General features: G+C 72.8%; 14 protein-coding genes. 6 read left to right on the top strand and 8 right to left on the bottom strand.

The features are described 5' to 3' along the window. The first annotated feature begins 33 nt into the window (after positions 1–33). Positions 34–783, top strand: coding sequence for a GntR family transcriptional regulator (locus tag ACGFRB_RS27900; RefSeq protein WP_393246932.1), 750 nt, complete (start codon positions 34–36; stop codon positions 781–783). A 154-nt stretch (positions 784–937) separates the two neighbouring features. Here the strand turns inward: ACGFRB_RS27900 and ACGFRB_RS27895 are convergent, their stop codons facing one another. Together ACGFRB_RS27895 and ACGFRB_RS27890 are read right to left on the bottom strand one after the other, a co-directional pair. Beyond that, the gene (locus ACGFRB_RS27895; protein ID WP_393246930.1) at positions 938–1309 is read right to left on the bottom strand and encodes a hypothetical protein; all 372 of its coding nucleotides are present in this window, start codon (positions 1307–1309) and stop codon (positions 938–940) included. A 325-nt stretch (positions 1310–1634) separates the two neighbouring features. Beyond that, positions 1635–2345, bottom strand: a complete 711-nt coding sequence (locus ACGFRB_RS27890; protein WP_393246928.1) for a TetR/AcrR family transcriptional regulator — start codon at positions 2343–2345, stop codon at positions 1635–1637. An 86-nt stretch (positions 2346–2431) separates the two neighbouring features. On the opposite strand from ACGFRB_RS27890, the gene ACGFRB_RS27885 reads away from it, so the two are divergent. Together ACGFRB_RS27885 and ACGFRB_RS27880 are read left to right on the top strand one after the other, a co-directional pair. Further along, complete coding sequence (locus ACGFRB_RS27885; protein ID WP_393246926.1) at positions 2432–3409, top strand: ATP-binding cassette domain-containing protein; 978 nt, start codon at positions 2432–2434, stop codon at positions 3407–3409. Next, complete coding sequence (locus ACGFRB_RS27880) at positions 3406–4182, top strand: ABC transporter permease (protein WP_363008787.1); 777 nt, start codon at positions 3406–3408, stop codon at positions 4180–4182. The genes ACGFRB_RS27885 and ACGFRB_RS27880 overlap by 4 nt, the downstream gene beginning before the upstream one ends. A 274-nt stretch (positions 4183–4456) precedes the next feature. On the opposite strand, the gene ACGFRB_RS27875 is transcribed toward ACGFRB_RS27880, so the two are convergent. Then, entirely contained in the window at positions 4457–4729 is a 273-nt protein-coding gene (locus ACGFRB_RS27875; RefSeq protein ID WP_361227936.1) for a hypothetical protein, read from the bottom strand. 284 nt (positions 4730–5013) lie between these two features. Between ACGFRB_RS27875 and ACGFRB_RS27870 the strand changes: the two genes are divergently transcribed. Next, positions 5014–6636 carry a serine/threonine-protein kinase gene (locus ACGFRB_RS27870; protein ID WP_393246924.1) on the top strand — a complete coding sequence of 541 codons (1623 nt, stop codon included), beginning with the start codon at positions 5014–5016 and terminating at the stop codon, positions 6634–6636. Positions 6637–6650: 14 nt separating this feature from the next. Here ACGFRB_RS27870 and ACGFRB_RS27865 read toward each other — a convergent pair whose 3' ends face one another. Together ACGFRB_RS27865 and ACGFRB_RS27860 are read right to left on the bottom strand one after the other, a co-directional pair. Continuing rightward, positions 6651–7457, bottom strand: a complete 807-nt coding sequence (locus ACGFRB_RS27865) for an SGNH/GDSL hydrolase family protein (RefSeq protein WP_393246922.1) — start codon at positions 7455–7457, stop codon at positions 6651–6653. Positions 7458–8019: 562 nt separating this feature from the next. Next, positions 8020–8394, bottom strand: coding sequence for a GntR family transcriptional regulator (locus ACGFRB_RS27860; RefSeq protein WP_363008793.1), 375 nt, complete (start codon positions 8392–8394; stop codon positions 8020–8022). Between the two features lie 74 nt (positions 8395–8468). Between ACGFRB_RS27860 and ACGFRB_RS27855 the strand changes: the two genes are divergently transcribed. Both ACGFRB_RS27855 and ACGFRB_RS27850 read left to right on the top strand, forming a co-directional pair. Beyond that, a complete protein-coding gene (locus tag ACGFRB_RS27855) occupies positions 8469–9398 on the top strand; it encodes a GNAT family N-acetyltransferase (protein ID WP_393246920.1) in 930 nt (309 codons plus the stop codon). Continuing rightward, positions 9379–9882 (top strand): DUF402 domain-containing protein, encoded by a 504-nt coding sequence (locus ACGFRB_RS27850; protein ID WP_393246918.1) that lies wholly within the window; start codon positions 9379–9381, stop codon positions 9880–9882. The genes ACGFRB_RS27855 and ACGFRB_RS27850 overlap by 20 nt, the downstream gene beginning before the upstream one ends. Here the strand turns inward: ACGFRB_RS27850 and ACGFRB_RS27845 are convergent. The 3 genes from ACGFRB_RS27845 to ACGFRB_RS27835 form a co-directional block, all read right to left on the bottom strand. Continuing rightward, on the bottom strand, positions 9879–10469 hold the full coding sequence (locus ACGFRB_RS27845) for a DUF6299 family protein (RefSeq protein ID WP_393246916.1): 591 nt from the start codon (positions 10467–10469) through the stop codon (positions 9879–9881). The genes ACGFRB_RS27850 and ACGFRB_RS27845 overlap by 4 nt on opposite strands. Positions 10470–10654: 185 nt before the next feature. Continuing rightward, entirely contained in the window at positions 10655–11569 is a 915-nt protein-coding gene (locus ACGFRB_RS27840; protein ID WP_393246914.1) for an esterase/lipase family protein, read from the bottom strand. A 216-nt stretch (positions 11570–11785) separates the two neighbouring features. Then, positions 11786–12847, bottom strand: a complete 1062-nt coding sequence (locus tag ACGFRB_RS27835; RefSeq protein WP_393246912.1) for a hypothetical protein — start codon at positions 12845–12847, stop codon at positions 11786–11788. Positions 12848–12851 lie beyond the last annotated feature (4 nt).

Genomic DNA, 12851 nt, shown 5'->3' with positions numbered 1-12851 from the left:
CCCGTAGTCCGTAGCCGTCGTACGGAGAGAGCCGTGACCGCCTTCGCCCCCGACTCACTGGTCCTGAACCGGAAGCTTCCTCTCTGGTACCAGGTCTCGCAGTCGTTGCGCGCCTCCATACTGGGCCGCACCCCGGACGCCTCGCTGCGGCTGCCCACCGAGGAGCAGCTCGCCGCGCACTACGGCGTCAGCGTGCTGACCATGCGCCAGGCCCTCAAGGAGCTGGAGGAGGAGGGCCTGATCAGCAGGCACCGGCGGCGCGGCACCTTCATCGAGCCGGGCGCCCGGCGCTCGGCGCCGCGCCGGCTGCTGGGTTCGATCGACGCGATCGTGGCCCAGCAGTCCGGCGAGCGGACCACCGTGCTCGGCCACGGCACCGAGCCGGTGCCGGGCGAGCTCGTCGAACACTTCCCCGCCACCCGCGAGGTCGCCGTCTTTCGCCGGCTGCGCGCGGACGGGGAGAGCGGCGAGCCCACCAACTGGGTGGAGAACGCGGTACTTCCGGAGATCGCGGCCGGCATCGACCCGGCGGATCTGGAGCGCTGGCCGATGACGAAGGTGCTGCGGGACGTCGTCGGGGTGAAGATCAGCCGGATCACCGACACCGTCGAGGCGCGCCTCGCCGACCCCGAGACCGCGCGGCTGCTCCAGGTGCCGCTGCTGTCGCCGATCCTCCACTACACGGGCGTGACGTACGACGACGGGGGCCGGGTCGTCGACGTGGCCCGGATCCACTACCGGGGCGACCGGTTCTCGTTCACGGTGACGGTCGAGGCCCACTGAGCGTCTCACTCCCCGCCCGTACGGCCCCGGGCCCCGGCCCCCCGCACGCCCGCACCGCGCCAGTCGCAGTGATGGGGGTACCGCAAGGGTGCTGGATGCTGGACAGTCAGTGATCCAGATCCACCCGGGCACACGTCGACGCCTGGCCTGACGGTCATACAACACGCAGTCGAGGAGGATCCGGCTGCTCCGGATCGGCCTCCGCGACAACCGTGAGGGGAACGGGGGTCTCGACCTCGGTGGCGTCCTCCCCCCGACGCCGTAGCTTCGACTTGAGGCTGACCAGCCCGCTCTTGACGTGCGGCGCGGCCTTCATCGCGACGGCTCCCAGCACGACGCCCGTGCCGAGGATCCCCAGGGCCGCCTTGGTCCCGTCGAACAGCACGGCGTGTGTGACGAGCTTGTTTTCGTCATCCCTCGCCAGCGGGCTTTCTCCACCCGGAGTGCTCGACTCCGAGAAATGCGTCTCGGAGGGACGCCTCGTCAGCATCAGTTCCCAGATCCAGTCACCCCGGTTGAACTCCATGACGCAACTGTAGAGGCGACCAGGTACGCCGCGACCCGGAATGCGATGGTCGCCGCCTTGGCCGGCGAACGGGCCCCGTTGGTCTTCCCACGTGTGACCGTGGTCGCCCGGAGTCTTGATGGCGCGCTGTGGATCCCAGGTGCCGCCGAGGGCGCACATCGCCTGAAGCAAGGGCCTACCGGTCGGGGTGATCGACATCCTTCGCGCAGCCGCACCGGCACTTGCCGGTCGGGATGAGGCGAGGCTTCTCATTGATTGCCATCAACTCAAGTGAGCAGCACCTGAGTTGATGGCAGGATTGAGGTCCAAGGATGTCATTCAAGGATTACCTCGGCGCGAACGAGTCCAGGAGCCGGGCGATCCCCATCTCGAAGATCTCGTCGGGGTCGACCGGGGCGGCGGACGCGGCGAGCAGGGCCGCGAGGTGCGGGTAGGCGCCCGTCGCGACCTGTCCGGCCAGATAGGCGCCGCGCACCGCCTGTTCCTCTTCCTCGCTCCAGGGCAGCCCCCGGGCCCGCTCGGCCATGGCCTGTTCGTTGCGGACGGTCGCCATCACGGTGCCGTTGACCATGGCGATGAGCTGCATCTTCAGTCCGGGCTCGATGGCGAGCGGCTCCAGGCAGGCCAGACACCACTCCAGGAAGCGCAGGGCGTTCGGACTGAAGCCGTAGGCGGTGGTCATGACCCGGGTCACCCAGGGGTGCCGGTACATGATCGCGCGGGTCTGGCGGGCGATCGAGGTCATGTCGGCGCGCCAGTCGCCGCCGGGTTCGCCGAGCTCGTACTCCGCGCTGACGGCGTCGACCATCAGCTCGTACAGGTCTTCCTTGCGCGGCACGTAGTTGTAGAGCGACATGGTGCCGCAGCCCAGTTCGGCGGCGACGCGGCGCATGGAGAGGGCGTCGATGCCCTCCTCGTCGGCGATGCGGACGGCCGCGGCCACGATGTCGCCCCGGCTGTAGGCCGGCTTCGGCCCCCGGCCGGCGCGCTCGGGGCGCGCCCAGATCACTTCGGGTTCGGCCGCTCGGCCCGCCATCGTTCATCACCTCGCCGCCCCCATCGTAATGACGCTTTCACCCCACCCCGTTACGTACACCGTACGTAGTGCGCTATCGTCGCCGCATGACGACTACGTACGCTGTACTTAGTGAAGGTCTGCGGAAACGGTACGGAGAGGTGCACGCCCTGCGCGGGCTCGACCTCGCCGTCCCCGAAGGCACCGTCTGCGGAGTCCTCGGCCCCAATGGAGCCGGCAAGACCACCGCCGTACGGGTGCTCACCACCCTCGTCTCACCCGACTCCGGCAGCGCCCGGGTCGCCGGGTGCGATGTGGTGCGCGACCCGGCCGGGGTGCGCGCCCGGATCGCCGTCACCGGCCAGTACGCCTCCGTCGACGGCGATCTGACGGGCGCCGAGAATCTGCGGCTCTTCGCCCGGCTGCTGCGCGCCCCACGCTCGCGCGCCGCCGAGCTCCTGGAGCGCTTCGGGCTCGAAGGCGCCGCGGACCGGCCCGCACGCACGTACTCCGGCGGCATGCGCCGCCGGCTCGACCTCGCCGCGAGCCTGATCGCGACGCCGAAGGTCCTCTTCCTGGACGAGCCCACCACCGGTCTCGACCCGCGCAGCCGCAACGAAATCTGGGACGCCGTACGGGGGTTGGCGTCCCAGGGCACGACCGTGCTGCTCACCACGCAGTATCTGGAGGAGGCCGACCAGCTCGCCGACGAGATCGTCCTGGTCGACGAGGGGCAGGCCGCCCAGCGCGGCACCCCGGCCGAACTGAAGGCCCTGATCGGCAGCTACGCCGAGGTGAAGGTGGCCGACGCCGGCGCCCTGCCCGCCGCGGCCGCGGTGCTCGACCGGCTCACCGGATCCGCGCCGGTCCTGGACGCCGAGCGCCACACGGTCGGCGCGGTCACCACCGACACCACCCTCACCCTGCCCCGGATCGTGCGCGAGGCCGACGCGGCCGGGGTCCCGCTGATCGACGCGTCCCTGCGCCCGCCCTCCCTCGACGAGGTGTTCCTGCGGCTCACCGGCCGCCCGCCCACCGCCGGGCGGACACTCGCCCCCGGGACCCGCCAGGAGGCCGCCGCATGAGCTCCCTCGCCCACGACGGCACCGCGATCCTCGGCCGGCATCTCCAGCGGATCCGGCGCGCCCCGGCGATGACGGTCATGACCCAGACGATGCCGATCGTCTTCCTGCTGTTCTTCGGGTACGTCTTCGGCAGCGCGCTCGCCATGCCGGGCACCGACTACCGGGCCTTCCTGGTGCCGGGCATGCTGACGGCGACGGCGGCGAACGGTCTGATGACCGCGATGTTCCAGGCCGCCCAGGACACCCACCGGGGCGTCACGGACCGGCTGCGCGCGATGCCGGTCAGCCGGGCCGCGGTGCCGCTCGGGCAGGCGCTGGCCGATCTGGTGACGAGCGCGGCGGGCACGGTGCCGCTGCTGCTGGTCGGGCTCGCGATGGGCTGGCGGATCGACGGCACCGTACTCGAAGCCCTGGGCGCGGTCGGCCTGTTGCTGCTGTTCCGCTTCGCGGTGACCTGGGTGGGCATCTTCTTCGGGCTCGCGTCGCGAAGCGAGGAGGCGGCGAGTCAGCTGGGCAGCGCCACCTTCATGCTCCCACTGCTGTCCAACGCGTACATCCCGACCGACGGGATGCCGGGCTGGCTGCGCACGGTCGCGGAGTGGAATCCGATCTCGGCGGTGTCGACGGCCGTCCGCGACCTGTTCGGGAACGCGCCGGCGCCGGTGGACGCGGCCTGGCCGGTGGCGCATCCGGTGGCGGGGGCGCTGCTGTGGTCACTGGCGCTGATCGCGCTGTGCGCGCCGGCGGCGGTCCGGCGGTACGCGCGGACCTGAGCGCCCCGGCGTGAACGCGCGGGCGTGAACGCGCGAAGGTGAACGCACGGACGTGAACGCGCGGAGATGAACTCCCGGCGCGCGCCCGGAAGGCGAACGACACAAGGTGCACGGGGCCAGGAAGCCGGCCGGGTGACGGCCGGCCGGGCATGCGAGAACGCCGGACGGGCGGGGACACGTCCGGCGTTCTTGTGTCAGCGGCGCGCCGAGGGCCGGGCCCCGGTGGGCGGGAGCGGTACGCCGGGCCACACGAGGGCCCGGCCCGGCCCGTCCGTCAGCGGTGGCTGCCGAAGAGGGAGCGGCGCAGCCGGCGCAGCGGGGCGAAGAGCGAGACCCGCGCGCTGGCGCCGCGGTGACCGTGCACCGCCGCCTCGCGCGGGCGGGTCGTCAGCTCCCGCATGAGCAGCGTCGCCTCGGCCGCCTCGCGCTGCGGTATGGCGGGGCCGCCGAGCACCGAGAGATGGCGGTCGAGGCGCGAACTGGTCGCGACGCTCCCGCAGGTGATGGCAGGCACTCGCGGCCTGCTGCGCATTGCTGTCTGTTCCATGTCACTCCCCACCCGTACAAGGGCACCCGGCCCGGGCAGGTTAACCCTATCGCCCCGCTACGACACCCGTGTATTCCGGCCGCGGGATTCACCATCAGGTGACGGGGGTTGACGACCACCGTCCGATTCCCTTCGGCTCCCGGGCGGGCCGTCCGGAGAGCGGACACCTGTCGAATCGTCACGAACCATCCCGCACGCACCGGGTCCGGCCGCTCCGCTCCCGCCTCCGCGCCCGGGTGTGATCCTCGCCACCATGGCCCGCGTTCCTCGGCTACCTTGGAGTGATGACGCTCATCGCGGGTCGTTATCGACTGCTGGACGTGCTCGGCGAAGGCGGGATGGGGACGGTCTGGCGCGCCCGGGACGAGGTCCTCGGGCGGGACGTCGCCGTCAAGGAGGTACGGGCGCCGGACGGTCTGCCGGACGACGAGCGCGCCCGGCTGTACGCCCGGCTGGAGCGGGAGGCCCGCTCGGCGGCCCGGATCACCCACCCCCATGTGGTCACGGTCTACGACGTGGCGCAGGGCGACGGCCGCCCGTGGATCGTGATGGAGCTGGTCCCCGGTCTCACGCTGGCCGAGACCCTTCAGGCCGAGGGGCCGATGCCGCCCCGGCAGGCCGCGCGGGTGGGCGTCGCGGTGCTGTCCGCCCTGCGGGCCGCCCACGCGGCGGGGGTGCTGCACCGGGACGTCAAGCCGGCCAACGTCCAGCTCGCCAACGACGGCCGGGTGGTCCTCACCGACTTCGGCATCGCGGCGATGGCGGACACCTCGCCGCTCACCATGACGGGGGAACTGGTCGGCTCCCCCGAATATCTCGCGCCGGAGCGCGCGCTGGGGCGGGTGCCCGGACCCGAGTCGGATCTGTGGTCGCTGGGCGCCCTGCTGTACACGGCGGTCGAGGGCGTGTCGCCGTTCCGGCGGGACACCGCGCTCGCCACGCTGCGCACGGCGGTCGACGAGGAGCCCGTGCCGCCCGCGCACGCGGGGCCGCTGGGGCCGGTCATCGAGGGGCTGTTGCGCAAGGCCCCGGAGCGGCGGATGTCCGCGGCGGAGGCCGAGGACCGGCTGCGGCTGATCGCCGCGGGCGGCACGCCCCGCACCGAACCTCAGGGGGCGGACTCCTTCCGTACCCGTCCGCTCCCCACGCCCCCGCCGGCCGGCCAGGACCCGGGCGCGGGCGGCCCGGGAGCGGCGCATACGGGCGGGCCCGCCGATCCTGGTGCGACGGCGCCGGTGCGGGCGCCCGGACCGGAGCCACGCCGGAGCGGTGGCCGGGCGGCGCTGATCGCCGGCATCGCCGCGCTGGCGCTGGTGGCGGGCGGGGTGGCGTACGCGCTGCTGCGGGACCCGGGGAAGACCGAGCCCGCGCCCGCGCCCCCGGCCACGAGCACGACGACCGCCACACCCTCGCCCACGGACCGGCCGAGCACGGCGAGCACGAGCGCCTCGCCGAGCCCCACGACCACTCCCCCGGTGTCGGTCGCCGTCTCGGTGCGGCAGGTGCGCGGCGACTACGCGGGCATCTGCCCGCCGCCCGAGAACAAGGGACCGGAGTTCGCGGCGACGGTCACGGTGGACCACACGCCGGCCACCGTGTCGTACCGCTGGACGACCGGGAGCGGCGAGGACGAGGACACCGGGTGGCGGACGCTGGACTTCCCGGCGGGCGGGCCCGCCGGGCAGCGGGTGACGCGGACCTGGTCCGCGTACGAGCCGGACACGACGGTGCGCGACCGGATCCGGATCGAGATCCGGGAACCGGTCGCGCTGACGTCCGACTGGGTGTCGTTCTCTGTGCGTTGCGAGGGGGAGACGGCCACACCCTCGTCCCCGGCACCGACGGCCACGGCCACGGCCACGGCGGGGACTCCTTCGGGCGGGACCTCCTCCCCGGCGGCCGGGTGACGGCCTGAGGGCCGTTACGCCACCGCGTTGAGGCGGGGCAGGTAGCCGCCCGACTGACCCGCGGCGGTCGGGTGGTAGGACTCGCCGATGTTCAGCCAGTTGACGCTGTGCAGCCAGGCGGAGCCGGAGCAGATCTCGTGACCGCTGAAGGTCGAGGTCACGCTGGAGAAGGTGAAGCCCTTGTTGGCGGCGCGCTTGGAGATGGCCGCGTTCAGGTAGTCCGAGGCACCGTTGATGGCGCTGCGCTCGGTCTCGCTCAGGCCGGCGATGCAGGTGCCGTTGAGCATGTAGAAGCGCGGGTAGCCGAGGACGACGACCTTGGCGTTGGGCGCCTTGTTGCGGATCGCGGTGTACACGGCGTCGAGGCGCGCGGGCAGCGTGGTGTCCACGTAGCTCTTCGCCTGGTTCACCCGGGAGACGCAGGTCGCGTCGGACTGCAGGATGCAGGTCGTCATGACATCGGAGAAGCCGGCGTCGTTGCCGCCGATCGTGATGGAGACGAGGGTGGTGCTGGAGTTGAGCGAGCCGAGCTGGTTGTTCGTCACGTCCGTCGTCACCGCGCCGGAACAGGCGTTGAAGGCGAAGGACGTCGTGGCGTGGGAGGCCTTCCACAGCATCGGATACGCGTTGGCCGAGCGCTTGCAGTCGCCGCTCGCGCTGTCGTAGCTGCCGGCGCCGACGCCGGAGGAGTACGAGTCGCCGAGGGCCACGTAGTTGACCGAGGCGGTCGCCGCCGCCTGAGCCGCACCGGATCCGGTGAAGGCGAGGACGGCGCCGAGAAGAAGTGAAGACGAAACCGCAGCCAAACGAGACAGCTTCATGAAGACCTCCAGGGGCAGGATTTCTGCGCTACCAGGTAGTAGCAGTGGATCGGCCGCGCGAGAAGTGTTCATGTCAAAACTCGTGACGAAATTTCTGCGAGCCACGGTCAAAAAACGTCGGTATCAAGACATTCGACAGGGTGCGTGCCTCCCCCCGGGAACCGGTGCGCCGACCGTACGCGTCCAGGTAGCTCACGCCCCTTTGACCACTCTCCCGAGGGCGCGCCGGGCGGATCCCTTGACGGATCGCCGACGGATCACTAACAAGCCACTGGCAAACCGCCGACAGATCGCTAACCGGCCACTGGTGGACCACGTGTGGAGCGGTCCCCGGACGGACGACGGCCCCCGGCCGATCGCGTGGCGCACGCGATCGGCCGGGGGCCGTCAGGGGTTGCGTCGGATGGTGTGTCGGGAGGTGTGTCGGGAGGTCCGCCGGAGGTCGCGTCCGGGGCTGCCGGACGGACGGATGGCGGGCCGGGGCCCACGGGTCGGGACTCTTGGGCCGGGACACGCCAGTCAGCACCGGGGCCCGTGAGTCAGGGCCGTGGGCCGGGGTGGGTCAGTCGTCGTAGGCGGCCCGCAGCGCGTCCCGCACCGCCGCCTCCGCCTCCTCCCGGCTCAGGCCCAGCCGGTGGACCTCCGTCACATAGGCCGCGGCCGAGGTGGCGGCGAGCCGGGAGGCCGCGTCGGAGGCGGCGGCGACGAAGGTGCCATTGCGGCCCCGGGTCTCGATCACTCCGTCGGCCTCCAGGGCCTTGTACGCCTTCGCGACCGTGTTCGCCGCGAGCCCGAGGTCCTCCGCGAGGCCCCGTACCGTCGGCAGCTTGTAGCCGACGGGCAGATCGCCGGAGCGGGCCCGCTCCGAGATCTGGGCACGCAGTTGTTCGTAGGGGTGAGTGGTGGAACCGGCATCCACGCTGATTCGAAGCGTCACCCACCCGATTCTGCACCCGTCCACGGGGAAAATGGGAGGCGCCCGGCCCCACCCGCCACCTACCGTGCGACCCCATGACTGTGATCGTCCGCGATGTAGGGCCCGGGTCCGCCGAGGACGCCGAGGGTTTCGCGCGGGTACGCCGCGCCGCCCTGCCGTTCATGCTGTCCACCGGCCCCCATCTGATCCACGAGTGGGCGCACGCGCATCCCGACGCGCACGCGCGGCCCCTGCTCGCCGAGGCCGACGGCGAGATCGTCGGCTGCGCGGAGGTCGAGCTGGCCCACGAGTCCCCGGAGCCGGGCGACGGAGTGGCGAACGTCCACGTCCACCCGGAGCACCTCGGCCGGGGGGCCGGGACGCTGCTGCTGCGCGCCGCCGAGGAGCACCTCGCGCACGCCGGCGCGCGCCGGGTCTACAGCTGGGTCTTCGACGACCCGGCGTCCCGCGCCTTCGCCGGCCGGCACGGCTACGAGGGCCGCCGCACCGCCTACTTCCTGCGGCTCGACCTGACGACGGCCGCGCTGCCGCCGCTCCAGAGCCCGCCGGACGGCGTCGAGCTGCGCCCGGCGTCCGACTTCGCGGCCGACCCGCGACCGCTGTTCGAACTGGACGCGTTGACCACGGCCGACGAACCGGGGGACGTGGCGGCCGGTCTGACGGACTACGAGCACTGGCTGGCCACCACCTGGCGCCATCCGTTGCAAAACCACGAGCTGACCATGGTCGCACTCTCCGGCGGGCGACCGGTGGCCTTCAGCGCCGCGCTTGACGACGGCCTCGGCCGCTACGGCTCCGGTATGACGGGCACGGCGCCCGGGTTCCGGGGCCGGGGCCTGGCCAAGCTGGTGAAGAACGCCTCGCTGCACCGGGCCCGCGCGGCCGGCCGCACGGAGGCGTTCACGGGGAACGACGCCGGGAACGCGCCGATGCTGGCCGTCAACCGGTGGTTCGGTTACGAGATCGGCGCACGGGAGGTCCGTCATGTCCGCACCCTTGGCTGAGGCCACGGTCGAAGTGATCCTGATGAAGGCGGGGCGGACGAAGATCCGCTACCCGGCCGGCATCGTGGCCGACGACGGCGTCCGGCTGACGGTCCGCGCGCCCTGGGCCGGCGAGGGCGTACGGGACTTCGGCTTCGTGCGCTTCGAGCCCGGCGACGTCTTCACCGAGCACTACTGGCGTGACCGGTGGTACGCGGTGAAGGAGGTCCGGACCGGCGACGGCACCCTCAAGGGCTGGTACTGCGACGTGACCCGGCCCGCGCTGGCCGACGGCGCCGAGGTCCGGGTCGAGGACCTGGACCTGGACCTGTGGGTGTCGGCGGACGGCTCGGAGGTGCTGCGGCTCGACGAGGACGAGTTCGCGGCGAGCGGGCTCGCCGCCACCGATCCGGAGGCGGCCCGCCGCGCCGTGCTCGCCCTCGACGAGCTGGAGGCCCTGGGACGGGACGGGCTGATCGCCCTGACATCCCTTAGGGACTGCTAGCCCAGGCTGACCGCCTGGTCGCGCCGGGCCAGGAAGACGGGCATCGGCAGACCCATCGGGCCGCCGGGAGCGAGCCGGACGAGGACGGCCTCGACACGCGCCTCGGTCGCCTTGATCTTGCTCGCCTTGCCCTTGGCCGCCTTGGCCTTGCTCGCCTTCGCCTTGGCCGTCTTGCTCACCTTGGCCGCCTTGCCTTTCTCGGCCTTGCTCGCCTTGGCCGCCGTGGCGCCCTGCCGCGCCATGAAGGAGTGGTGGGTCCAGCGGTGGGTCCGGCCGTCGCAGACGGCGCTGGTGCCGCCCAGTCCGATGGAACGGTCCTGCCGCACCAGCGTGGTGGCGAGGAAGACCGGCCCCGAGCCGCCGCGGGCGCAGCGGTAGGTGCCGGAGACGGCGACCTCGCCGCTCTTCCGGGCCACCCCGCGACGGTCGATGGTCAAGGTGGCGGCGGCCCGGGCGGGGGCGGCCGCGGCGGCCCGGGCGCCCCTGGGAGCGGACTCGGGGGCGGCCGTCGCGGTCGCGCCGGTCAGCGCGGTGGCGGTGGTGGCGGTCGCCAGGACACCGGCGGCGAGGGCGAGTCGTACGCGCATGGACGAAAGATCCCTTCGGGAGGGGAATATGACGCCCGCAAGGGATATCCGATCTACGTGAAAAATGTCCGAAACTCACCCTCCGGCGGCGAGTTGGGATCTTTGCCGGAGTACGCACGTTTATGCGCATTCTCGAATGAACGTTCCCTTCCCTTCCGTGGCATGGAGAGCTTCCGGCCGCGCTTCTAGTCGAGGGCCGACGCACAGGTGGTCGGGGTCGCGCGGGCCGGGTCGAGGGCGTTCGCCACCTCGTGGAAGGCGATCCGGTCGGTGAGGGCGATCGCCAGATGCTCCGACAGGTCGAGCGCACAACGGTCCTGGATCACCACGTTGGTGACGTCCGGTCCGGAGAGCCGGCCGGACCCGTACGGGGTGACGACCTCGTCGTACCGCGTCATGATCACCGTGTACCGCACCCCGGGCACGGTGTCGCCGCCCTCGTTCAGGCGGGTCAGGAACGGCGAGGCGGCGATCTGGTCGGTGAGCCCCGGGGTGGCGGCGGTGATCAGGTCCTCGGCGCCGGGGAAGTACGGCAGCAGTCTGGTCAGCCCCAGCAGGGTGGTGCCGTGGTTGTCGGGGGCGAGCGCGACGAGCGCGTTCACCTTGGCCGCGCCGCCCAGGAACCGCAGATAGTGACGGGGCATCATGCCGCCCTGCGAGTGTCCGACCAGATCCGCCTTCGCGGCGCCGGTGGCGGCGAGGACCCGGTCCACGTACGCGGAGAGCCGGCCGGCGGACGCGTCGATCGGCCCGAGACCGTGGAAGAGCGGAACGCCGGGCAGCTGCCCGTAGTCGAGCGAGAAGACGCAGTACCCGCGCTCGACCAGATACGGCGCGAGGCCGAGCCAGTTGTCGACGGAGTTGCCGAGCGTGCCGTGGACCAGCACGACGGGGCGGGGGTGGGCGGCGGACGGCTCGCAGGAGAAGTCGTTCCACCCCCGGCCGGTGGAGGCGGCGGAGGAAAACGGAGCCGAGGCCGAGGCCGGACCGGAAGCGGAAGCGGCGGCCTGGGCGGCGGTGGGAACGAGGGTGGCGGCGGCGGTCAGCGCGAGCACGGACAGCGCGCGGGCGAGACGTCCTGCGGGGTTCCGGGGCAGCATGGGGTGATCTCCTCGCGGCTCGAAAAGCGGGGGATGCACGGCGCCTTGCGGTCCGGACCACACAGGGGGACGCGTTCTCGTCACGCTACGTACGGGTAGCTCCCGGGGGAAGTGACGCGTCGGCAAAAAGTGCCGCGCCGTCACACCGGGGCGCCGTCGCCACGCCCCGGCCTTGTGCCCCGGCCTCGCACGCCGCCGGCCCTCTCCTCCCGCGCGTCAGACCGCCATCGGCCCTGCCGCCGGCCGGGCCAGGGTGGCCGGGCCCACCGCGCCGGGCCAGCGCGCCGCGATCCGGTCGAGGACCGGCTCCAGCCGGTCGGCGCTCTCGGTCCGCCGGTCGAAGGTGAGCTGCCGGCCCGCGAGCCGCGCGTCCGTCAGTTCCTCGGCCCGCAGCGAGAGCCCCGTGACCCGGGCCCGCTGGAGCCCCAGGGCGTCGTGCAGGGCCTGCGCGGTGCCCGCCAGCGCGGGGGTGTGCGCGGTGGGTTCCGGGAGCGCGCGCGTCCGGGTGGTCGTGGACCGGTCCGCGTACCGGACGGTGAGCGTCAGCGCGCGGGCCACCTGCTCGTCCGCCCGCAGCCGGCGGCCGATGCCGACGGCCAGCTCCAGCAGCGCCCCGCGCCGGACCGCCGGGTCGGTCTCGTGCCGGGTGAACCGCCGTTCGGCGCCGGCCGACCGGGGCGGGGTGTGCGGGGTCACCCGTGTCCGGTCGATACCGTGGGCGCGTTCGCCCACCTGGCGTCCCAGCCGGGCGCCCAGGATCCGCTGGAGGGTGGCCTCGGAGGTGGCCGCCACCTTTCCGACGCTGTCCAGGCCGTACGCGCACAGGGTGTGCGCCGTCTTCGGCCCCACCCCGTACAGGGCCACCACCGGTTTGCGGTCCAGGAACGCGGCGACGGCCTCGGGGGTGTCCGGGACCACGTGGACACCGCCGGGCGGCCCCCACTGTCCGGCCATCCGGGCGAGCAGGGGCCCCGCGGCCACGCCGACGGTGCAGTCGAGGCCGTACCAGGCCAGCGCGCGCACCCGGATCCAGCGGGCGATCTCCGTGGCGTCGCGGCCGAAGTAGCGGACGCTGCCGGTGATGTCCGCGAGGGCGGCGTCGGGGGGCAGCGCCTGGACGACCGGGGTGATGTCCTCCAGCACCCGCAGGAGCAGCCGGCCGCTCTCCCCCGGCGCGCCGGGACCGGCGTCCGGACCCGGGGCGGGGGTGGCGTCAGGACCGGAAACGGGGGCGAGGGCGGAAACGGGGGCGGTCACCTGGACGTATACGACGTTCATCGCG

The organism is Streptomyces sp. NPDC048718 (assembly GCF_043198875.1).
Classification (GTDB): Bacteria; Actinomycetota; Actinomycetes; order Streptomycetales; family Streptomycetaceae; genus Streptomyces.
This window is presented reverse-complemented; position numbering and strand designations above follow the sequence as displayed.

Bases quoted from the DNA above. Each gene is read 5' to 3' on its own strand.
- ACGFRB_RS27865 (WP_393246922.1), bottom strand. From the start codon at position 7,457: ATGAAGCTGTCTCGTTTGGCTGCGGTTTCGTCTTCACTTCTTCTCGGC.
- ACGFRB_RS27890 (WP_393246928.1), bottom strand. From the start codon at position 2,345: ATGGCGGGCCGAGCGGCCGAACCCGAAGTGATCTGGGCGCGCCCCGAG.
- ACGFRB_RS27840 (WP_393246914.1), bottom strand. From the start codon at position 11,569: ATGCTGCCCCGGAACCCCGCAGGACGTCTCGCCCGCGCGCTGTCCGTG.
- ACGFRB_RS27885 (WP_393246926.1), top strand. From the start codon at position 2,432: ATGACGACTACGTACGCTGTACTTAGTGAAGGTCTGCGGAAACGGTAC.
- ACGFRB_RS27875 (WP_361227936.1), bottom strand. From the start codon at position 4,729: ATGGAACAGACAGCAATGCGCAGCAGGCCGCGAGTGCCTGCCATCACC.
- ACGFRB_RS27880 (WP_363008787.1), top strand. From the start codon at position 3,406: ATGAGCTCCCTCGCCCACGACGGCACCGCGATCCTCGGCCGGCATCTC.
- ACGFRB_RS27835 (WP_393246912.1), bottom strand. From the start codon at position 12,847: ATGAACGTCGTATACGTCCAGGTGACCGCCCCCGTTTCCGCCCTCGCC.
- ACGFRB_RS27855 (WP_393246920.1), top strand. From the start codon at position 8,469: ATGACTGTGATCGTCCGCGATGTAGGGCCCGGGTCCGCCGAGGACGCC.
- ACGFRB_RS27870 (WP_393246924.1), top strand. From the start codon at position 5,014: ATGACGCTCATCGCGGGTCGTTATCGACTGCTGGACGTGCTCGGCGAA.
- ACGFRB_RS27850 (WP_393246918.1), top strand. From the start codon at position 9,379: ATGTCCGCACCCTTGGCTGAGGCCACGGTCGAAGTGATCCTGATGAAG.
- ACGFRB_RS27895 (WP_393246930.1), bottom strand. From the start codon at position 1,309: ATGGAGTTCAACCGGGGTGACTGGATCTGGGAACTGATGCTGACGAGG.
- ACGFRB_RS27845 (WP_393246916.1), bottom strand. From the start codon at position 10,469: ATGCGCGTACGACTCGCCCTCGCCGCCGGTGTCCTGGCGACCGCCACC.